The organism is Chitinophagaceae bacterium (assembly GCA_030053935.1).
In the GTDB taxonomy this organism is placed as follows: domain Bacteria; phylum Bacteroidota; class Bacteroidia; order Cytophagales; family JASGCU01; genus JASGCU01.
The window spans coordinates 61,389-83,060 of the sequence record JASGCU010000001.1; the positions used below are offsets into that span (position 1 = coordinate 61,389).

General features: G+C 32.1%; 18 protein-coding genes. 5 read left to right on the forward strand and 13 right to left on the reverse strand.

What is annotated here, in order from left to right; genetic code table 11:
• Window positions 1-24 precede the first annotated feature (24 nt).
• The 11 genes from QM536_00080 to QM536_00130 all read right to left on the reverse strand — a co-directional run bounded on the left by QM536_00080 (window position 25) and on the right by QM536_00130 (window position 14,501).
• Window positions 25-2,007 carry a carboxypeptidase-like regulatory domain-containing protein gene (locus QM536_00080; GenBank protein MDI9355413.1) on the reverse strand — a complete coding sequence of 661 codons (1,983 nt, stop codon included), beginning with the start codon at window positions 2,005-2,007 and terminating at the stop codon, window positions 25-27.
• A 107-nt stretch (window positions 2,008-2,114) separates the two neighbouring features.
• Window positions 2,115-3,335 (reverse strand): aspartate aminotransferase family protein, encoded by a 1,221-nt coding sequence (locus QM536_00085; protein ID MDI9355414.1) that lies wholly within the window; start codon window positions 3,333-3,335, stop codon window positions 2,115-2,117.
• A gap of 467 nt (window positions 3,336-3,802) precedes the next feature.
• A complete protein-coding gene (locus QM536_00090; GenBank protein MDI9355415.1) occupies window positions 3,803-4,555 on the reverse strand; it encodes a hypothetical protein in 753 nt (250 codons plus the stop codon).
• 36 nt (window positions 4,556-4,591) lie between these two features.
• On the reverse strand, window positions 4,592-6,163 hold the full coding sequence (locus QM536_00095; GenBank protein ID MDI9355416.1) for an NADH-quinone oxidoreductase subunit C: 1,572 nt from the start codon (window positions 6,161-6,163) through the stop codon (window positions 4,592-4,594).
• Between the two features lie 2 nt (window positions 6,164-6,165).
• Window positions 6,166-7,581, reverse strand: coding sequence for a proton-conducting transporter membrane subunit (locus tag QM536_00100; GenBank protein ID MDI9355417.1), 1,416 nt, complete (start codon window positions 7,579-7,581; stop codon window positions 6,166-6,168).
• 55 nt (window positions 7,582-7,636) lie between these two features.
• A complete protein-coding gene (locus QM536_00105) occupies window positions 7,637-8,275 on the reverse strand; it encodes a hypothetical protein (GenBank protein MDI9355418.1) in 639 nt (212 codons plus the stop codon).
• Between the two features lie 5 nt (window positions 8,276-8,280).
• Window positions 8,281-9,186, reverse strand: coding sequence for an NADH-quinone oxidoreductase subunit H (locus QM536_00110; protein MDI9355419.1), 906 nt, complete (start codon window positions 9,184-9,186; stop codon window positions 8,281-8,283).
• Entirely contained in the window at window positions 9,186-11,159 is a 1,974-nt protein-coding gene (locus QM536_00115; protein MDI9355420.1) for a proton-conducting transporter membrane subunit, read from the reverse strand. The genes QM536_00110 and QM536_00115 overlap by 1 nt, the downstream gene beginning before the upstream one ends.
• Before the next feature lie 75 nt (window positions 11,160-11,234).
• Entirely contained in the window at window positions 11,235-13,421 is a 2,187-nt protein-coding gene (locus QM536_00120) for a SulP family inorganic anion transporter (protein ID MDI9355421.1), read from the reverse strand.
• 227 nt (window positions 13,422-13,648) lie between these two features.
• A complete protein-coding gene (locus tag QM536_00125) occupies window positions 13,649-13,996 on the reverse strand; it encodes a hypothetical protein (protein ID MDI9355422.1) in 348 nt (115 codons plus the stop codon).
• Between the two features lie 250 nt (window positions 13,997-14,246).
• Complete coding sequence (locus QM536_00130) at window positions 14,247-14,501, reverse strand: hypothetical protein (protein MDI9355423.1); 255 nt, start codon at window positions 14,499-14,501, stop codon at window positions 14,247-14,249.
• A gap of 279 nt (window positions 14,502-14,780) precedes the next feature.
• Here QM536_00130 and QM536_00135 point away from each other — a divergent pair, with 279 nt between their 5' ends.
• From QM536_00135 to QM536_00155, 5 genes are all read left to right on the forward strand, one after another.
• Complete coding sequence (locus tag QM536_00135; GenBank protein ID MDI9355424.1) at window positions 14,781-15,242, forward strand: DUF4494 domain-containing protein; 462 nt, start codon at window positions 14,781-14,783, stop codon at window positions 15,240-15,242.
• 42 nt (window positions 15,243-15,284) lie between these two features.
• Window positions 15,285-16,664, forward strand: coding sequence for a hypothetical protein (locus QM536_00140; protein ID MDI9355425.1), 1,380 nt, complete (start codon window positions 15,285-15,287; stop codon window positions 16,662-16,664).
• A 175-nt stretch (window positions 16,665-16,839) separates the two neighbouring features.
• Window positions 16,840-18,321 (forward strand): acetyl-CoA carboxylase biotin carboxylase subunit, encoded by a 1,482-nt coding sequence (locus tag QM536_00145; GenBank protein ID MDI9355426.1) that lies wholly within the window; start codon window positions 16,840-16,842, stop codon window positions 18,319-18,321.
• Window positions 18,322-18,636: 315 nt separating this feature from the next.
• Window positions 18,637-19,236, forward strand: a complete 600-nt coding sequence (locus QM536_00150) for a hypothetical protein (protein ID MDI9355427.1) — start codon at window positions 18,637-18,639, stop codon at window positions 19,234-19,236.
• A gap of 2 nt (window positions 19,237-19,238) precedes the next feature.
• On the forward strand, window positions 19,239-20,198 hold the full coding sequence (locus QM536_00155) for an L-threonylcarbamoyladenylate synthase (GenBank protein MDI9355428.1): 960 nt from the start codon (window positions 19,239-19,241) through the stop codon (window positions 20,196-20,198).
• Window positions 20,199-20,403: 205 nt separating this feature from the next.
• Here the strand turns inward: QM536_00155 and QM536_00160 are convergent, their stop codons facing one another.
• Window positions 20,404-20,679 carry an NADH-quinone oxidoreductase subunit K gene (locus QM536_00160; protein MDI9355429.1) on the reverse strand — a complete coding sequence of 92 codons (276 nt, stop codon included), beginning with the start codon at window positions 20,677-20,679 and terminating at the stop codon, window positions 20,404-20,406.
• 9 nt (window positions 20,680-20,688) lie between these two features.
• Window positions 20,689-21,444: a UDP-2,3-diacylglucosamine diphosphatase gene (locus QM536_00165; protein MDI9355430.1), complete on the reverse strand. Its 756-nt coding sequence runs from the start codon at window positions 21,442-21,444 to the stop codon at window positions 20,689-20,691.
• Between the last annotated feature and the right edge of the window lie 228 nt (window positions 21,445-21,672).

Consider the following 21,672-nt stretch of genomic DNA (forward strand, 5'->3'; position numbering starts at 1 on the left):
TATTTGTTTTGTTTAAAATTAAATTTATTTTCCAATAGGTTTATATATGATACCAAAAGAAAGGTAAAATGGAGTATTATAATAGTTTCCTGCCTTTTGAAGTTGTTCATTATTCATATTTACAAAAGCAGATGAAGGAAAGAAGAAAGAAGTTTCTTTGAATAGTAACCCATCTGCTTTTATTATATCTAAGCCCGTATAAGCAGCTTCTATAAAAAATCTCAGCGTAGGTCTCCATTCATAAGAAAGCTGGACAGCAGGTGCTATATTCCATGAGCGTTTTTCTGTATATACTTTCATCTGCTCGGTAGTTATTTTAGTGCCATTGGCAGAGAAATCTATTGGGGTCTCATATTTACCCAAATAATAACTCAATCGCCTATATCCTGTCTTTATTTTTACATTCAAGTAGAGAGGATGCTTTGTTTTATTGCGTCTCATATTCTTTTCATAACTTACATATATATAATTCGAATTTTCTGAAGCATTGGTCAGTGCCTCACTGAGAGTAAAAAAATTACCACTGCCTTCCAAACCGATAATACAGTATTTTCGTATTTCGTATCCTATAGAATTTGTAAAAGAAAAACTGTGAGTATTTTGTGAGAAGGATCTATTCAGTGCAAATGAAGAAGCAGTGTAATTGAGAATGGTAGGATCTGAATATATGGGATAATAAGAAACCCCTATTTCAACTCTTACTCTTTTCATAAAACGTAATATTTTTTCTAAGGTTCTATAAGGGGAAAGCTTAGTAAAATGGGGTGATTTTTTAAAAGCAGAAGTATCTTTTGGGGTATAGCTTTTAAAGAGATTGGTTTCTTCTTCGGTGGGCTTTACTGTGTTATAGTTTTTCCAAAAAGAACTATCATATTTTTTAGGTGCTTCATCTATCAGTATATCCGAACGAAAAAATCTTTCAGAATAGGGAATCTTTACGGTATCCGAAGGATACGTATTAGTAGTAGAATAAAAAAAATCATAAAAATGACTTTGAATGGTATCCTTTTGCATATTATATTTTGTATGGGCATATTGGTAGGAGTTTCTCCACAGAGAATCATTATATTTTGTGTATTCTACTTGTCCAATGACATGCGAATGTCTATACCCCGCCATTAATTGATTGAATCTGTGTGCCTCATCCACCTGGAAAAAGTAGTTCGTTTCATCTATTTCTAAATTACAGCAGGAGACCTGTTCGGCTTTTATGATAGCGTAAGTTTTGTCTTGTATAAAAAGAGTTACGGAGGTCTTAGAAAATTTTCTATGGGTAATTTTTATGAGATATGTTTTCATTCCTTTGGATAAAAACGTTTTTTGCAACAAGAAAGTAGTGTTTTTTGACTTTACAGCGTCTTCTATACCTTCTCTATCATAAATAGGGTCTTCAAAAGCTACCTCTGCTTGCCCATATATTTTATGAGTCAGTTTTTCTATTTGAGGAGATTCATAGTTTCTCCCTTTGAGCATTTTTACTTCGCCTATTTTTGGCTTTTGGTATCCCGATTTGATACTCTTAATGGTTACTTCAGATATCCATATAGGGTTTTTCAAAGTACTGTCGTAAGATGCTTTTTCTCTTAAAAATCCTTCGTTTACTTCCGTTTGTGTAGGATAGTTTTTAGGAATGCGTTTGAGAGCAGAGTCCACCAAACTTCTCGGAAAGTCCTTATACTTTACTACCACTTCTTTTAATTGTTGAAATGACTCTTCTAATCCTATTTGTAAATTGGAATAATCATACAGAGGAAGGGTCACTTTCTTTTTTTCATATCCAATAGAAGAAATCAAGATAGATACTTTTTCTACCTGTGTTGCCCGTGCAATATACAATTCAAACTCACCATGACTATTGGTAACAGTGCCTATTTTCGTATTTTCAAAAATGATATGGGCAAATGCTACTGCCTCTTTGGTTCTGCTGTTCGTAATCTTTCCTTTTATGCTATACATATCTTGGGAATATGCAGCAAAAGAAAAGAGTAATAAAAAAAAATGTTGCATTATGTGTTTATTTATTGGGTAAAAAAGTATAAAACGTTCTTTTTCTTTATAGTATTAAAAAAAGAGGTTCTCATAATGTATAATTTTTATTGAGAAAATGAAAAGAATCAAGAATAATCCTTGTGGAATCGGGAATAAGAACCATCAAGTATTCGTAAAGATTTGAGTATTCCATTACAAGCAATATGTATTTCATCTTCTGAAATGGTGAGTGGGGGTGCTATTCGGAGAGAGTTATTGCAAAAGAGAAACCAATCTACCAAAATTCCGTTTTCTAAACAGAGAGATACGAGTTTGGAAATAGAAATATCTTTTTGGAGTTCTATTGCCATCATAAGTCCTTTTGCTCTTACTTCTTTTATGAGAGGATGCAGGAGAAGGGAACAAAATAATGCTTGTTTGAAAGGGATATTTTGCAAAATATTTTCTGCTTTTATCACCTGCATAGTAGCAAGGGAAGCCGCTGCAGAGAGAGGATTGCCTCCAAAGGTAGTTATATGTCCTAAAGGTGGATTGTTTGATATACTTTGCATTATATGTTGCGGGGCAATAAATGCTCCGAGAGGTAGCCCCCCTCCCATTCCCTTTGCAGAAACTAATATATCAGGGATAAAACCATAATCTTGGAATGCCCAAAAAAAACCTGTCCTGCCAAAGCCACATTGTATCTCATCTACTATCAGTAATGCTCCGTTGTGCGAGCATTTTTCTCGGAGTTTTTGAAAATAAAGGGTAGATGCCGTTCTTACCCCTGCTTCTCCTTGAACAGTTTCTATGATAACACACGCTGTTTCTTCGTTAATAACGGATAGATTTTCTTCATTTCCAAACTCAATATGGAGTACAGAAGGCAGAAGCGGTCTGTATTTCCTTCGCATACCATCGTCAGATAGAAGAGACAAAGCACCTTGTGTGCTTCCGTGATAGCAATGCTTACAAGTAATAATGGTATGTCTGCGAGTCATTTTTTTGGCAATTTTCATTGCTCCTTCTATTGCTTCGCTCCCTGAATTAACGAAATAGATATTATCTAATGGAGGGGGGAGGGTTTCTTTGAGGGCTTCTGCGAGTAATATCTGCGGGGACAATATGACTTCACCATACACCATTATATGCATATATTTTTCTAATTGTTTTTTTATAGCTTCTACTACCGTAGGGTGTCTATGCCCAATGTTACTCACAGCTATTCCGCTAATGAGATCAAGTATTTTTTTTCCCTGGGGAGTATATAAAAAAACACCTTCCGCCTTCTCTATTTCTATTCCTATAGGATTAGAAGATGTTTGTGCTAACCAATTGTAAAAAATCTCTTTTTTATCTCTCATTTTTTTCAAATATTATTTACTTGTTTTACACAACCATTATCTTCAAAAAGTTTATTTTAACATTTTAATGGTTGATACCTTATTTAGTATCTGCAAGAAAGCTCTTAAAAACCTTGATTAGTAAAAGGATTCAATTTATTATTAATAGATGAATATATTGTATTTTTGCATATATTTAGAATAAAAAACATTAATTATTTACTATAAAATAGAATGTATGCGAAAGGAGTTAAGCGCTGATACATTTTCATCTACACTGTCTATTAGTGAGGTTGAAATACCTAAAAATGAAACAAAAATTATTTTTTTGTTTGTATTATAAAAAAATATTCTATATGGTTTATTAAAGTTTAAAAAGTAAGAGTTTTCTTGCATGCACTACATTAATAATGCGTTGAATCCTTTTAATAATCAAGTCTTATGGGTTTTCTTGCAGATACTAATAGTTCAGTTTTTTTATGTATTTTTTACATTTTTTTTCTGATCAATTTTAGAATACCATTTATGAAAGTAAGTGGGTGTGGTGGGTTTCCGGGTACATAGAGGTCTATGGAGTATTTTTGGATGAACTCTCTTTTTAGGGCAGGTGATTCTTGGAATATTCCTCCGGATATAGCGTCTGTTCCTGCGAGAATAATTATTTTTGGGTTTGGAACGGCATCATAGCATATTTGAGTAGCTTCAGCCATATTTACAGATAGGGGTCCGGATATTACTATTCCATCTGCATGCCTTGGTGAGGCGACAAAGTTTATTCCGAACCTTCCCATATCAAAGTTTACATTTTCTGTGGCGTTGAGTTCTAGTTCTGTAGAATTATCGCCGGCAGCACATATTTGTCGTAATTTTAAGCTTCTTCCAAAAAGAGATCTTATTTCTTTGCGTATTAATGCTTCATTCAAGAGTATGTGGTTCTCTTCTCCTTCGGTTATGATGAGGTTTTCTCTTACATTTGTTGCCATATTATGTTCGTTTGTGAATGTTATTTTTTGGGGGGCATAAAAAGCGCATGCGCCGCAAAAAGTGCATTTTCCTAAATCTATAGAAAATGGATTTTTTTGAATAGCATTTGTAGGGCAGATACTCTCTAAAAGATCTTTATCTGCGGGTTCTTTATTTATGATAGGTTTTCCTTTAAATGGTGGTGGTATTGTTGCTTTTGTAATATCGGGAATGTATTGTTTTCCTTGTAGTTTTAATAGTTTCAATTCTGCTATCATTTTGTTTTTTTTTAAGAAAGATGGTAAGAAAGTATTTTATAGGTCATTTCCGCAATAGGAAAGATTAAAGCTTTTATTATTTATAGGGAAATCGGATATTTCTAATTCTCTCAATGCTATTTCTAATGCTTTCCAGTTGTGGAGGGATGGGTCTTTTATTTTATAATGTATTATTTTTCCTGTGCTATCGGTGATGGCAGAGTGTACTATTTCGCCACGCCATCCTTCTGCAAGGGAAAAGGCGATATGTTCTTTTTTGAGGGACAGCTGTTCGTCTAAAATGGGTGATGGTATTGTTTCATTATTTTGTTTCCAAAGATGGATCAGGGATTGGATGTAGCGGATAGATTTTTTTATTTCCATTCTTCGGAGTAAAGCCCGAGAAAAAACATCTCCTGTGGTAGTTATACTCGTGAAATAAGGATTATAAACATAAGCCATAGATGGGTGTGATGCTCTGATATCTCTGATAATTCCGCATGAACGGGCTACCATACCTACTGCTCCTATTTGTTGTGCTTGAGTTTTTGTTACATTTCCTATTCCTTTGAGGCGTAAAATAGCGCTGGGGAGTGAAAATAGTTTTTGAGACATTTGGTCGAATTTTTTTTCGTAGTTATGTAGTAGTTTGAGTATGTTTTCTGCTAATATGAGAGAAAATGGATGAAATGTTCCATTTGCTCGTATGAGTGATTTTCCGAATCTATTTCCGCACCAGCTCTGTAAAAAGTTAATAATGGGAGTTCTTAAAGCTGCGTAGACAGAAGCACTGAGTTGATACGCTATTCCGATTGATAGGTTGGCAAGGTCAGCTGTGTGCATTGCTATGCGTTCTAATTCCATTGCGATGGTTCTTTCTAGTTCTAATTTTTGAGGAATAGGAGATCCGTTTAGCGCTTCTATTACAGAGCAAAAAACTACAGAGTGCCCTATAGATGTGTCTCCTGCTATATTCTCTGCAAGGGTATTTCTTTGGAATAGTTTTGTTTTTTGTAAAAAAAGTGTTTCTATTCCTCTGTGTTGCCACCCCAGTTGTATTTCTAAATGGTGTACTGTTTCCCCGTGGCAAGTAAATCTAAAATGACCTGGCTCTATAACTCCTGCATGTATAGGACCTACACCTATTTGATGTAGTTGGCTTCCTTCTATTTCATAGAAAGGGTAATTATAGATGTTCTGTGAAGTATCTTCTCTATTGTGGGGGTAGCGAATCGGTTTGAGCCATGGATGATTTTCAAAATATATTCCAAAATTTTCTGCTATTTCTCTTTCAAAAATATGCATTGCTTCTATAGATTGAGTGATGGATTCCAATTTTTTTTTCTTGGCATTTTCTATTATATGGGAAAGAAGGAGTATATTTTTTGTTTCGTCATCGGCAATAGCAATGATGCACTGCAAGTTATTTTTTTGGGGGTAGGCGTAGTAGTTCACACAATGAAAAGTATCATTGCTTTTTATTATATCTACCACAGTGGTATAAAAATCTGTATAATTTAGTATGGGAACAGATTGTATTTCTATTGCTTGATTATTTTTAACAGAAACAAACTTCTTGATGAGTGTTTGTATGTTTTTTTTTCTTAGTTCGTTTATTGATGTATTCATTTTTATGGGATGAAAGGGTTTATAGATTTATGTATATGCTTTGCTAAAAAATCAAATTGAGTGATTCCCATATACATAACGGATAATATGACTAAAAGTTGTATGATAGAATGCCATTTGTTTATTGCTGATAGTTCTACTTTTGTTGTTCTTTGAGATGAGTAAATAATAGGAATAATACGATGTATTATCCCATATAATATGATAATGAGAAATACCATAGTAATACCTAGTATAAAATAATGATGGCTGAGAAATATACTTTTTAGTATAAGGAATTCGGAGAAGAATATCCCCGTTGGGGGGAATGCGAGTAACGAATATGTTCCTAATAGTATTACTAATGCCCCTATGGGATTTATTTTTATATAGTTACCTATAGAATCATCTATTTTAGAATGAAATATGCTGTGCATTTGTCCTATCTGAAAAAAGAGAACGGATTTTATAAGAGAGTGAAATACCAAATGGAGAACAGAAGCAAAGTATCCAATACCACCACAAGCAAAGGCAATTACTGCTAAACTAGCATGTTCCATCCCTGAATAAGCAAGGAGGCGTTTGATATTTTTTACTTTTAATAAATAAACAGATGCAAAAAGTAAACTTAATACTCCAGTGATGAGAAGTACCTTATTCATCCATTCTTGGATAGGAGTATAAGCATAATAAAACCGAAGAATGGTAACAAATGCAGCATTGAGCATAACAGAACTAAGATTTGCTCCTACGGGAGAAGGGGCTACATCTTTTGCATCTATATCTACGTTGAAAAGTGGTACCAGTCCCATTTTTACACTAAATCCCGTAAGAATAAAAAGAAAAGAAGTTTTGAGCCATAAGGGGTTCATACTATATGCATGTTTTTTTACTACCTCGTATGATAAATCATGGTCCGTGGTCTGATTCACCGCTATTGTTAAAAAAAGTATTCCTGCAAAAGCCAGTGCTACCCCAATAGAGCAAACATACAAGTATTTCCATGTCGCTTCCAAAGCCCCTTTATCTCTATCATGATAAATAAGTAAACTCGCTGAAAGGGTCGTTGCTTCTATAAATACCCATAAAAATCCAAAATTATTCGTAGTGAGTACACCTGTTATTGAGGCATAAAAAATAATTGTCCCAGCGTTATGAAGTCGTATAGTATAATCCGTTTCTTGCCTCACTTCTGCATATTGCTTGTAATGGATCCCAGACAAAAAAGATATTATAACCGTAAGCCATAAAAAAAGTAACGAAAGATTATCTACCATAAAAAAAGTATCATATACTATCCCCACTCGCATACTAAAAAAGCACACAAAACCTAATAAAACAAACGAATATAAGAATGTAATAAGATGACTTATTGTTTTATTGAAAAAAAAACTCCCTCCTATACAGAGACACGAAACTATTAAAAAAGAAAGAACCATATACATTATATTTGTTTTTTTTAGTAATATAAAATAAAACTATATCTAAATTTTTCTAATCTTTCAAATCAGACAAACTATCCGCATTGTCTGCCTCAAAAGTAATACTGACCCTATTAAAAAATATACCCATTACCAAAATACTACTAAAAATATCCAATAAGATAGCTGAATTTATCAGAATAGGAATATCACTCCCTATTGCTAAGGAAAGCAAAAAAATACCATTTTCTAACACCAAATACCCAACTATGTGAGTAATAATCTCTTTGTGTGTAATTGCTATAAATAAACCTATAAGAACAGAAGATATTGCCACCGTGAGATATTTAATATTCAAATGCTCTTTATAAAGTATATGTGCTAAAGTAAAACTTATCAGCACCGCCACTATAGCAAATAATACAGAATAAAACCCTTGTAATAAAAACACATTATGTCTTGAATTTTCCATCATATTTTGTCTTTTTATAATCCATTTCAAAAATAAAGGGATAAATATCGCTTTAAATACGAGGGTTTCTAACAAAATAAACACTAAATGTTTTATATCTATTTCATGAAGCTCTAAAATACCAATGAAAAACAGTAAAATCCCTTGAAACCCTAACAGCCAAACATAACTCACTACTAACTCTGTCTTTACTAAAAATATTAAACTAATAAGAAATAAAATGATAAGAAACGAAAGCATAATTTTTATATTTTATTGTTAATAATAATAATTACAAATAAAAGTATGATAGAAAAACAGAAGAGGGATATTAAAAAAATACTGTTTTTTATCATTTTATTCCTTGCTCTAAATGATTCATAAATCCCTATCCCAACAGCAAAGAGAACCTGTATACATAAAAATAGAAATATTGCTAATATACCCTGTAAATCCCCAGGTAATATACAATTGGCTATAAAAGTACCGAATATACTCATTTTTAGTGCTGTCCCTAATTGCACTAATGCTAAATCAAAACCACTGTGATCTAAAATTATCACTTCATGTACCATAGTAAGCTCCAAATGTGTGTTTGGATCATCAACAGGGAGACGGCTCGTTTCCACTAAAGTAATACTTGCTAATATATATACACTCAAAAATGCTATCATGAAAGAAAAATCCGACCCAAAATGAAGCTCCTGAAACAGTGACGCAAATGAAGTATGACCCGTAAACATACACAAAGAAGCTAATAAAGTAAAAAACACCGGCTCCACAAACAAACTATACAGAACTTCCCTATTTACTCCCATTCCTTCAAAACCACTAGAAACATCTAAACCCGAAAGGACCATAAAAAAACGCCCTAAACTAAACATATATGCAAAAAAAATAAAATCTCCCTCAAAGGAAAGAATCCCATTAAAATGGCATACAGGTACTACTAAAGACCCAATTAAGATACTCACAAAGTAAACCACAGAACCTATCTGCATAAGAAACGAAGAAGAACTGCTAAAAATACTCCCTTTTTTGAATAACCGCATTATATCATAAAACGGTTGAAAAATAGAAGCACCGCAACGACCACTCAAATACGCCTTAGTCCGAGCAATTATACCTGAAAAAACCAAAGCCGATACAAATATTAACAAAAATACTACCATCACAATATGCTTAAAAATGTTAATAACCCTATTATTAATAAAAATAATAACGGATATACTACATAATGATTAATATATCCCGTCTGAACCTTTGCCATAACATGCGAGCAAAAGAAAATAATACCCGATATTTTTTGTGTAAAGAAAACATCTAACCCATCTTTTACATAAGAATGAAATTTTCTCCCCACAGGAAATATCTCTTTCTCCTCTATCTTTTTATATTCTACTTTATTATGCAACACAGGATTCAAAATACCTCTTAGATTATCTGAAAAAGAAGAGAGTGTATACTGATGTCTATAATCCGATCCCGAATAACCACAACCCCAAGTAGCACTCCTTTCTACGATTACTTTTGACAAATGCCACCTCCTCAAAGCATATATTATTCCAAAACATATTATCAATCCTATATGAAGAATACTTATACTCTCTAATGTTCCTATCAAAGCATCACGGTCTGTACTTTCTAATGAAAAAACACCGACGCTTCTTTCTAAAAAAAGAAACATATACTGAGGCAAAATACCAATACAAAGCATAAAAAATATCAACACAAAAGGAAGTTTTGTCATCCAAAAAGAATTTTCTGGAAGCTTTTTTTCCCCTAAAACACTACGGCTACTCCCCAAAAAAGTTAAACCATACATTCTTACAAAAGAAAAAAGAGACAAACCACCTATTAAAGTCATCCCTATAATAGATACAACACCCAAAATAATCTCTTGATACGAACCCCCTAATACAAAAGAATAAGAAGCCCTATACAGTAAAAATTCCGAAATAAAACCATTCAAAGGCGGTAAAGCTAAAATACCCATAGAACCCATTAAAACTAAAAAACTCGTAACAGGAATCTTTTGTGCCAATCCTCCTAAAAGCGTCGCATCCGTACCGCCTACCATTTTTTGAATATTCCCAGTCATAAAAAATAATAACGACTTATACAAACAATGCCCAAACACATGTAGCAAAGCACCCGAAAAACCCAAATACGAAATTATAGAAGAATGAAAACCCCTTCCCAAAAGTCCTATTCCCATACCTATTCCTATAATTCCTATGTTTTCTATGCTACTATATGCAAATATCCGTTTTATATCTTTTTCAAAAATCGACTGTAAAATCCCATATATACCCGTGCAAATCCCAAAAAACAACATCCCCATCCCAAACTCTAAAGAAAAAACACTTATAGGTATAATAACTTTCATAATTCCAAAAATACCCATCTTCGTAATAATAGCAGACATTATTGCTGAAATATGCGAAGGAGAAGCAGCATGAGCATCAGGAAGCCACGAATGAAAAGGAATAAAGCCCGCTTTAAACCCAAATCCTATACATAAAAAAACACTCACTATCACACTTTCTTTCTGACCTGATATCTTTCCTAAACTCTCAAAAGACATACTCCCCGTAAAACTATCCAAAAGAAAAAAACCTATACACAGAAAGAAAAAACCTATATGCATCTGAACAATATACCGTAAAGCAGCATCTATTACCTTCTTTTCTTCCGAATGAAAAAGTATCAGTAAAAAGGCACTCACCGTCATCATTTCCCACCAAAATAAAAATGAGAACCCTCCATCCATACTTACTACCAATATCAAAGAACTATGCAGTAATACCAACGAAAAAAAATACAAAGACATCCACATATTTCCCTTCTTCAAATCATAACCTTGCATATAATCTAAAGCGTAAAAATTCGCTACCATTACAACTATATGAATCATAAGTGAAAACAGAAAAGACAAACCATCTATTTTTATAAAAATAGCTTCTTGTGAAAAAGGCGATAAAAAATACACAATCTGAACACCACTATTCCAAAAATTCAAAACCCAACGCATATCTACCACAAAAATAAATAAATGCAACAACAACGAATAGTATTTTTTTATACCCGATGGCAGTATAAAAATAGCCCCCCCTAATAAAAGCACTCCTAATATTAAAAACATATCTTTTTTATCGTATGATAATGAAATAAAAAAGTAAAAGGCAGAAAATACATCTCGCCTTTTACAAATACTACACTACTTTTTTTCAAGTAATACACTCAAAAATTTCTCGGAAAATCTTATTATTTGTGTTATACCATACACATCTAATAACTCTTTCTTAGAATGGATAACAACCCTATTTTTACGGCACTCCATGTGAACATACACATTGTCTTCAAAAAATGTTATTATACTTTTATCAAAAAACTTGTTTATAGCATCCTCTTCATCCCCTCGCAAGTAATATTTTTGTGAAAATATAGGATATTCTGGAAAATCTATATCTTTACCAGAAGAAATTTCTGAAATCTTTGTAAAAAATCCCTCCGGAATAAGTATGAAATCTGGAACACTCAACGGTAATTCTGTCAAATACAAAACAGTAATAAAAGTATCATTCCGCTCCCGTAATACTCCCTCTGTTATAATAATATCAGATACAGTCACATGCCCTTTTTCCAAATATACATCCAAAACGTTCTCTTCGTAAGAAATTCTACTCCCTATCTGAATATTAAAATCCCTAAATTTCATAAGATTCTTCACCTTTTGTGGAATAAAACCATACTCATTTTCAGAAGCATATATCTGTAAGGCACGCTGTCTTTCTGATAGCTTTATCTCTATTTTATATTTGGTATTAGGATCATATTTTCGAGATGCAGTAGGATATTCTGAAAAAAGACGAAAATTATCAAAGCCTGTTATAGAAACCTTCCCCCCTTTGTCTGTAAAGTCTGATTCAAAATATGCCAAAGCATCCATAAAACTATGATCTACAAACTTAGAACCCGAAAAATCAAAGATAATCAGTTTCTCTTTAAGTAATCCCATAAATAATTTTTTATATCCTATTAAATTAGAAAATATTGCCGACCCAAAGACAAAAACTTTATATCCTCCCTCTATACTCTCTAATGTGTAACGCGGTTTAAATAAATCCCGAACAGAAACCCCGTTATATAAATGATATAAAAATTTAATCAAAACACCTGTAAAAATACCTATTAACAGATCTGTTACCAAAGTCGTAATTATGGTTACTAAAAAAATAACTAACTGCTCTGAACCTATTTTATACATTTTTAGAAACTCACTCGGCGATGCCAATCTATATGCCACTGATATCAAGAGGGCTGCCAAAGCAGAATTAGGTATCAATTCTATAATAGGTATAAAAAATAGCATCGCTACAAATAGAAAAAAACCATGGAAAAAATTAGACCAACGAGTCCTTGCTCCAAAAGTAATATTAGCAGAGCTCCTCGCTACCTCTGATATCATAGGAATTCCACCAAATAAACTTGAAATGGTATTCCCAAAACCAACTGCTATCAAATCCTTATTCGGGTCAGATTCTCGCTTCCAAGGATCTAAACCATCCATAGCACGCACCGTCAGCAAGGACTCTAAACTCCCTACTAACAAAAACATCAATACGTACTTCCAAAAAACAATACTCGAAATCCCAGAAAAATCCGCATGGAAAGTAATATCTTTCCAAAAATCCCCTATACCCACTAATGCATACTGAGGCTCCGTATCTTTAAAATCCATAAATATCTCCATTGGAATGGTTACTAATAAAACCAGTAATGCTATAGGTATCTTTTTCAAAATACCTATCTTTACCTTTGGAACCCCAAAAATTATGAATAAACTTACTATACCAATGATAGTAACCCGAATATCCTCGTGAATAATAGAACTCGGAATCTTTCCATATAACTCTAAAGCACTGAACCCTTTTAATTCTGCAGGATCAATCCCCAAAAGAATATGGATTTGTTTAGAAAAAATAATCAATCCTATTGCTGCCAACATTCCATGCACCGCTGCATATGGAAAAAAAACAGTCAAAGAACCTATTTTAAAAAAACCAAATACCATCTGAAAAAGAGACGCTACGACTATAACTCCTAATGCCAATTCCCAACCCGATTCCCCACCACCAAATTCCATCACACAACCCGAACAAATAGTAATCAAACCCGCTGCGGGTCCTTTTATGGTTAACCGAGAACCAGAAAAAATACTTACCAGCATACCACCAACCATTGCCGTAAAAACCCCCATTGATGCAGGAAATTCGCTCGCCTTTGCTATACCCAAACTTAACGGTAAAGCGAGCAAAAACACCATAAAACCCGACGTCATATCTCCCAACCAATTCTCCTTCAATCCTTTTATTCCATCTAAAGGAACCCTTTGTGCTATCATTCTATTAAAAATTTATACATACAGAAATACATTCTAAAACAACCCATCAAAAATAGTGGATTGTAGTACTTTATAGAGGGTTATCACAATTTCACGAACACATGAAATTGAGTTCTTCATTATAGAACTCATTGAGATCTATAATAAAGCATATATAATCAAGGTGTTATTTCAACAATAAAAACCTTTATACACAAAATCTTTCTCTTAAAAAAATAAAATGGAAATCAATCCCGAAGCTGGTGTAGGAGTATGTATTTTCTGCAGAACGAAAATGCGATACGGGATCTATGATGAGATAAGGAATAATTGTAAACGAAACAAAAAGAAATAATAACAATACAAAAAGAATAAAAGGAAGTTTTTTTTTCTTTCCCCTCCTCTTCATTCTCATTTTCTCGTAATTCAAAAAAAGATAGATATATCTTTAGAAAATTATGTATTGATCCCTCTTGTGATACAAGCAATTCATTTGTTCCTTGGTACGAAACACAGGGATGTACTATTAAAATAGCATCTGCCATAATTTCAGAAACTATAGTACATAATACCAAAGAAAATAAGATAGATGCCATTTTTTTTTTCATTGTAAATTCATTTTTGACATACTTTTAATTTTGTAATTATTTGATTATCAATAGTTAAAACCTAATATTTTTGTAAAAAGAACTTTTTGGGGTAACTCAAATACAAATATTTTTTTAGTAATAAAGCACAAAAAATAAAATAATTTGAATTACAAAAAAACTGATATATTTTTATTTTTTGTATGATATTATTTATATACTAATGTATGTAGCGAAATTATACATCTATGAATATATTTTATTTTGTTTTGATAGCTTTTTCAATATCTTCTACCATCTTTTTAGATACAGATTTGGGATATTTTTCCTTGTGGACAAGAAGCACACGGTATGCTTTTTCCGCTATTTCATAAAGTCCTATTGGATTTTTATCGTATCTATAGCTTGCTATTACATATTCTAACTCTGCTTGAATTGTTGGTTCTATATCTAATTGGTGAAGCTTTTCTTTTGCATCTACACATGCTTTTTCTATTCTTTCATTTGCTGTCATAGTATTTAATTTTAATTTTTAATAATTGAAATAATAATTTTACAAATATTTTTTGTTTTGTTCTCTCTTTTTATTTTTTATACCTATAAATATATAAATTGATTACAGAAGTATAATAAAAATGAATTTTATTATAAAAAAATAAAAATAAGAAAATATATTTTAATTTTGTTTTTTTGTATCAAATAAAAAAATAAAAAGAATACATTCATTTTAATTTTAAAAACAAAGCAATAACAATTCGTAATATACATAATATAATACTTAAAAATACAATAGATGATTAGAAGTTGGTTTAATTGCAAAATAAAATGCCAAAGAGAAAATGAAGACGGTGAGGTAAAACAAGTAATAGAGTCCTATTTGGTGAACGCTGGAAGTTATACAGAAGCAGAATCCATTATATACGAACGACTCATAGAATCAGTAAAAGGTGGTTTCTACCTCCAAAGTATTGCTAAAACAAGAATCAGCGATGTCTTTCAATATGCTGAGGGGGATTTTTGGTTCAAATGTAAGGTAATTTATTATTCTGTGGATGATGAAACAGGTAATGAAAAAAAAATAAGAAACGATATGCTTGTATATGCAACTGATGTCAAAAGTGCATACGACAGATTATTAGAAAAAATAAGTGGTATCATAATAGATGTAACCATTCCTGATATTGTGCAAACGAACATAATAGAAATATTTCCGTATCAAGAGGCACAATTAGTAGAAGAAACAGAGGAGTCCTAATATATTTTTTGTTCTATATTTTTGTTTCACTCTCTACCAAAAATGAATTTTTTGCTTCCCATATCATATATCTATTACAGTATACCATCACTATTAAGGGCAATAACCAAGAGAATCTTGCTATTTTCTTTGTTCATTGCCCTTTCTTATACTACAAAAGCAGAGAATACATTTTTGTCTTATCGAATAAATACATACCAAAAAAACTACTATCCCCCTACTTACAGAAGGTCTTTTTCTCAATCTTCTTTTTTTCGAAAAAACTCAACCCCATCTCCAAAAATAAGAAAACGCCCCCCCGTATCCCTTTCCCGAAAACGACAGAGAACCAAACCCCTCTTCATTGCATTGAACGATATAGGAACTTCTATCCGTAAAAATATTCAACAAAATAGAATTTCTGATAGAAAAACATCATTTTATAATCAAACTTACCCTCTCAAAAAAACTCATCAAACAGCAACAAGAGAAAAACAACATAAAAAAAAAAACAGTATACATTCTTCTCGTAATAGTAATATCCACTTGATAACCAAAACAAGTGTGGCAATAATCTTAGCCCCGGTAGCTATTCCTTATCTTTTGTTAGAAAAAGTATTTTCTCATACTACATCGGGAGGGGAAATAAGTATCAGAAAAACAAAACCCGTATCTATTTCTCGTAGAAGAACAAAATCCCAACCATTACTCACTTCTCTATTCGCTCTCAAAAAGAAGAAAAATACTCTTTCTCCCCATAGAAATAAAAATCTAAATACCGAAGTAGCTGTATACAAAAGAAAAATGCAATACAAAACTACCGCATATTCTCATACCAAACAGGACTATAAAAACACACGTTCCCAATCTTACAAATTCAAAAGTATCTTTTTGACCAGTTCTTCTGTGGTATTAGCTCCTGTAGTTATTCCATATATACTTGTAAAAAAAATATTTGAAAAGAACCATCATATATCCCGTGAAAAAAGTCACAAAAGAACAGAACCCGTATCCATATCCCGTAAAAGGACAAAAGCACCTCCTATATTCATATCCTTTCACACATGGAAACAAAAAACTATCCATACTATTTCCCGCGGCTCTATAAAAAATAAGCATATATCACCCTTAGATGATAGAGTTTATTCCTCGCAAAATACCAACAAAAACTCAAAATCTAAATCTATACTTTTTTATAGCAGTGCAGTAATAGTATCCCCTATTATAGCACCTTATTTGCTTATCAAAAAATTATATAATCAAACGAATTCCTCCTCCAAACAAAAAACATTTACCAAAAATGAACACCAATCCAATTTTTATAAAGAGGTAAATGATGTAAAATGGTCTCTCAAGTCCTTATGGAAAGGATTAACGGATGCAGTAAAACGCATCAGAAAATCGCCATACGATAGGGGAGAAAGTGCTATTTGGTATAAATAGATAAAAAAAATATCCAATAAAAAAAAATTGTATCTATATTAAAAATAAAATTATACTTAAAAAAACAAGTAAGCAATAAAATTTTAAAATATGAGTCCTATCCAAAGTAGAATTATATGCATAAAAAAACAAGTTATGAATCGACAGAAAAGTTATAAATAATAAATAAAAAAATATGACAATACAAAAAATTTTAATTGCTAATAGAGGAGAAATAGCATTGAGGGTTATAAGGACAGCAAAGGAAATGGGAATAAAAACAGTTGCCATTTATAGTGATGTAGATAGGAATTCGCTTCACGTAAGGTATGCTGATGAGGCGGTTTGGATAGGAGGTATTGTTTCTCAAGATTCATACCTTCGAAAAGAGAAAATAATAGAAGCTTGCAAAAAAACCAAAGCAGATGCAGTTCATCCGGGATATGGTTTTTTATCCGAAAACGCAGATTTTGCACAGATGCTACAGGATAATAGTATTATTTTTATAGGACCTTCTGCGGCTTCCATTCGTTCTATGGGAGATAAGCTTTCCGCAAAAAAAACAGTATCTCAATATAATATTCCGATGGTGCCGGGTATAAATCGGTCTATTCATAATTTAGAAGCAGTAAAAAAAGAATTAGAACAAATTGGTTACCCTATTCTTATCAAAGCCAGTGCGGGAGGAGGTGGAAAAGGTATGCGAGTGGTAGAAAAAGAATCCGATTTTGAATCCCAATATTCATTAGCAGTAAGCGAGGCAAAGTCATCTTTTGGGGATGGAACAGTTTTTATTGAAAAATATATACATTCTCCCAAACATGTAGAGGTTCAAATTTTAGGAGACCAACACGGGAATATATTATATTTTTTTGAGAGAGATTGCAGTATCCAAAGACGACATCAAAAATTGATAGAAGAAGCACCCTGTCCAATTTTAACTCCCGCAATAAGAAGAAAAATAGGAGAAACAGCAGTTCAGGTAGCAAAGGCATGTAATTATTATGGAGCAGGAACAGTGGAATTTATTATGGACGAGCAGTTGAATTTTTTCTTTTTGGAAATGAATACCCGACTACAAGTAGAACATCCTGTTACAGAGATGATCACAGGAATAGACCTAGTGAGGCAACAAATCCTTATTGCAGAAAAAAAGAAAATGAGCATACAACAAGCAGACTTAGAGATAAGAGGACATGCTATTGAAGTCCGTATTTGTGCAGAAGACCCTCTTCAAAATTTTTTACCCGATATAGGGAGGTTAGAAGTATATAAAATTCCCCAAGGTACGGGAGTAAGAGTAGATGATGGTTATGAACAAGGAATGCTCATCCCTCAGTATTATGATAATATGATAGCAAAGCTTATAGTGCATGCGGAAAATAGAGAACTTGCTATACAAAAAATGCTCCGAGCAATAGATGATTATAAAATCACGGGCATAGCTCACACACTCTCCTTTTGTAAGTTTGCTCTGCAACATCCTGAATTTATATCGGGAAAATTTGATACTAAATTTATAAACAAATACTTTACACCAAAAATGTTAGATTCCGAATATACAAAGAATCTTGGAGAAATAGCCGCTACCGTAGCATTCCTTTTACATGAAAAAAATAAAAATACATCCATTCCCGTATCCAATCCATCTCATAATTGGAAAAAAAGATCAAAATAGATTATAAGTTTTGAATTATAAAAAATAGAACACCGACTGAACTAATACTACTGATGTAAATCATTAAAAATGAGTCATATCGCTTAAATCAGTGGTTATTAAAAATTGTAAATCTTTAGCAAATAATTATATTTGTTTATAACATTTTTTTACAAGATGGATCATTTTGATAAAAATGAGTAGTTTTTTTTCTCTTTTAGTTTTGCAACGGTCTTAAAACATATTTCTTTGTATTATCTGTGAAAAAATACTGAAAGGGTTCTGGTATTTTTTAAATTTCAAAATAACACTAAATTTTTAGAACCTACCTTAAGAATGAATAAAGAGATATTTCAAAAGTATTTTCCTGAGAGTGCCGTTCCGTATTGTTTTGATTTATTTACGAACAATAACTTTCTTTTTAAAATAGTAAAAACAAGAACATCTAAGTTGGGTGATTTTAGATTTTATAATAGGTCTAAAAAATGTGTTATTACGGTAAATAACAATCTCAATCCGTATCATTTTACGGTAGTGTATGTTCATGAAGTTGCACATTTGCAAACATTTCAAAAGTATCATGATGCGGTTTTGCCCCATGGTAATGAGTGGAAAGATTGTTTTAGAATGCTTTTGAAACCTCTTTTGGAACAAAAAGTATTTCCTATGGATATAGAGCAAGCACTTTACCAGCACTTACAAAACGTAAAAGCATCTTCTTGCAATGATGTTTCTTTGATAAAAAGATTATCAAAATATAACGTCACAGATGCAAAAACGATATTATTAGTAGAGATCCCCTTAATGCGTGAATTTATATATAAAGGTGTTCGATATAAAAAAATGAAAACAATGAAAACGAGGTCTCTTTGTATCCATGTGCTTACGAAACAAAGATTTTCTATGAGTTTAACCGCCCCCGTAACCCCTGTATAAATATGGCAGAACAAGGTGTAGATATACAAAAGGCAAAAGATATATTAGAAAAAGGAGAGCTGGTAGCCATACCAACGGAAACAGTATACGGATTAAGTTGCAATGCCTTTGATGAAAAAGCCATTCTCTCTGTTTTTAAAGCGAAGAAAAGACCTTTTTTTGACCCTCTTATTGTGCATACAAATAGCTTTCAAAAGATACAAGGAATGGTAGAATATATACCAGAAAAAGCAGAAATACTTATCAAAACTTTTTCACCCGGACCGCTTACCATACTCTTTCAAAAAAAAAAACATATACCAGATATACTTACTTCAGGATTAGAAACAGTAGGAATTCGTATTCCCAATCATCCTCTTACTCTTGCTTTATTGGAAAAGATCGATTTTCCACTCGCTGCCCCCAGTGCAAATCCTTTTGGATACATAAGTCCTACTACCCCAAAACACGTTCAAGAGCAACTCGGAAAATATATATCCTATATATTAGATGGTGGGAACTGTTCTATAGGTATAGAATCTACCATTATTGGTTTTCCGGATGGGATTCCTACTTTATACCGATTAGGGGGAACAAGTATACATAAAATAGAAAAAATAACAGGGAAGCTTCATATAAAGAATTATAGTAATACTGATGGAGTACCTACAACAGCTGGTATGCTCAAAAAACACTATTCTCCTCACAAAAAAATTATTATAGGCGATATAAACAAACTTCTCACACAATACAATTATCAAGAAGTATCCATTCTTTCATTTAAAAAAAAATACTCTCATCCTTTGTTGAAAGAAAATATAGTTCTCTCTCCTTCAGGTAGTGTGGATGAGGCGGCGAAAAACATATTTGCATCGCTTAGAATTTTGGATAATAGTGAATCAAAGTATATTCTGGCAGAGCTCGTTCCTAATAGAGGTATAGGAAAAGCAGTGAATGATCGATTGGTAAGATCTCAAAATTAAGCAGTGTCTGCAAGAAAACTCTTAATTTTGAGTCCCCCCGCAAAGTCGCTTTTACCAAAATATTGAGTTTTAAAATTATTTGATTATAGACAGTTTCAACAATTAATATTGTTATGAAAAACATTTTTTTGATGTGATCGCTTGTTTTATAAAAAAAATATATGATAGAAAATTAAAATCAATTTTTAAAACTCACCTAAAATATTTATTCTTTCTCTTGTCCCTGTTTGTGCTTATTAATAAGCATAGAAAGTGCAAGCATTGTCTCTATCACTGCCACACATATTATAATGAGGGCAAAAAACTGCCCATCTGTATTTTTTAAATTTATTTCATTCAATACTGCAAAATTGAGAGCCGAAGCATTAAACACTAATTCTATCCCTATGAGAATTATAATAGGTCTTCTTCTTGTAAATATTAATACAATACCCGTAATAAATATAAAAAAACTTATGAGTAAAAATCCATATAAATTCATATCAAAATATTATTTATTAAAATAAAAGAGTTTTACCTTCTCACCATCAAAAACAGCATAAGAAAAATGAGTTATCCAATCACCAATGTTTATGTATTGAGAGGTATCGGCAACATCTGTATGAATAGGTAAGTGCCTATGTCCAAAAATATAAAAATCATTGTGATTTTTTTTTTCTTCCTCTTTGCAAAAAGAAAGAATCCATTCTTTTTCTCCCATAAATGTATTCTTTTCTCCATTCTTCTCTCTACTTTTTTGTGACCATGCATTTGCTATAGACATACCTATGTCAGGGTGTAAGCATCTAAAAAAAAATTGACATATTGTATTCTGAAATATTTTTTTGAGGCATTTATAAACAAAATCATTTGGACCGATTCCATCTCCATGTCCTATAAAAATTTGTTTGTCTCCGCAGACAAAAACTTGATTCTGTTTATATATCTTTACTCCCAACTCTTTCACAAAATAATCACTCATCCACATATCGTGATTGCCTGTAAAAAAATAAATAGGTATTTTTTTTTGTACCAGGTTCTTTATTTTCGATTGCAGAGAAATAAACCCTTTAGGTATTACATATTTATACTCAAACCAAAAATCAAATATATCACCTACCAAGAAAATTGCTCCCGCATCTGATTCTATATGCTCTAACCATCTTATAATTTTTTCTTCTCGTTTTGTTGTTTTTTCAAAAATAAGATGGAAATCACTGGCAAAATAAATTTTTTTATCCGTTTCTAAAAAGAGTATTTCTTTCATTCTTAATAATATACGAGGGTCTTATGTTTTATAATCGGTTGGTTCTAAAAAGTAAATTGTATTCTATTAGATATTTTTTTCTTTTTTTATTTGTATTACGAACTCTACAGAAACCTCAAAATCTTCAGCTATTTCTATGAGTGTCAGTTTTCCTCTTTTGATGGCTTTTATGATTCCTTCTATTTTTCCTTCTATTTTTCCTTCTATTTTTCCTTCTATTTTTCCTTC

What these genes read in the sequence shown, in the direction of transcription:
- QM536_00080 (MDI9355413.1), bottom strand. Translation starts at nt 2,007, where the DNA reads ATGCAACATTTTTTTTTATTACTCTTTTCTTTTGCTGCATATTCCCAA.
- QM536_00085 (MDI9355414.1), bottom strand. Translation starts at nt 3,335, where the DNA reads ATGAGAGATAAAAAAGAGATTTTTTACAATTGGTTAGCACAAACATCT.
- QM536_00090 (MDI9355415.1), bottom strand. Translation starts at nt 4,555, where the DNA reads ATGATAGCAGAATTGAAACTATTAAAACTACAAGGAAAACAATACATT.
- QM536_00095 (MDI9355416.1), bottom strand. Translation starts at nt 6,163, where the DNA reads ATGAATACATCAATAAACGAACTAAGAAAAAAAAACATACAAACACTC.
- QM536_00100 (MDI9355417.1), bottom strand. Translation starts at nt 7,581, where the DNA reads ATGGTTCTTTCTTTTTTAATAGTTTCGTGTCTCTGTATAGGAGGGAGT.
- QM536_00105 (MDI9355418.1), bottom strand. Translation starts at nt 8,275, where the DNA reads ATGCTTTCGTTTCTTATCATTTTATTTCTTATTAGTTTAATATTTTTA.
- QM536_00110 (MDI9355419.1), bottom strand. Translation starts at nt 9,186, where the DNA reads ATGGTAGTATTTTTGTTAATATTTGTATCGGCTTTGGTTTTTTCAGGT.
- QM536_00115 (MDI9355420.1), bottom strand. Translation starts at nt 11,159, where the DNA reads ATGTTTTTAATATTAGGAGTGCTTTTATTAGGGGGGGCTATTTTTATA.
- QM536_00120 (MDI9355421.1), bottom strand. Translation starts at nt 13,421, where the DNA reads ATGATAGCACAAAGGGTTCCTTTAGATGGAATAAAAGGATTGAAGGAG.
- QM536_00125 (MDI9355422.1), bottom strand. Translation starts at nt 13,996, where the DNA reads ATGGCATCTATCTTATTTTCTTTGGTATTATGTACTATAGTTTCTGAA.
- QM536_00130 (MDI9355423.1), bottom strand. Translation starts at nt 14,501, where the DNA reads ATGACAGCAAATGAAAGAATAGAAAAAGCATGTGTAGATGCAAAAGAA.
- QM536_00135 (MDI9355424.1), top strand. Translation starts at nt 14,781, where the DNA reads ATGATTAGAAGTTGGTTTAATTGCAAAATAAAATGCCAAAGAGAAAAT.
- QM536_00140 (MDI9355425.1), top strand. Translation starts at nt 15,285, where the DNA reads ATGAATTTTTTGCTTCCCATATCATATATCTATTACAGTATACCATCA.
- QM536_00145 (MDI9355426.1), top strand. Translation starts at nt 16,840, where the DNA reads ATGACAATACAAAAAATTTTAATTGCTAATAGAGGAGAAATAGCATTG.
- QM536_00150 (MDI9355427.1), top strand. Translation starts at nt 18,637, where the DNA reads ATGAATAAAGAGATATTTCAAAAGTATTTTCCTGAGAGTGCCGTTCCG.
- QM536_00155 (MDI9355428.1), top strand. Translation starts at nt 19,239, where the DNA reads ATGGCAGAACAAGGTGTAGATATACAAAAGGCAAAAGATATATTAGAA.
- QM536_00160 (MDI9355429.1), bottom strand. Translation starts at nt 20,679, where the DNA reads ATGAATTTATATGGATTTTTACTCATAAGTTTTTTTATATTTATTACG.
- QM536_00165 (MDI9355430.1), bottom strand. Translation starts at nt 21,444, where the DNA reads ATGAAAGAAATACTCTTTTTAGAAACGGATAAAAAAATTTATTTTGCC.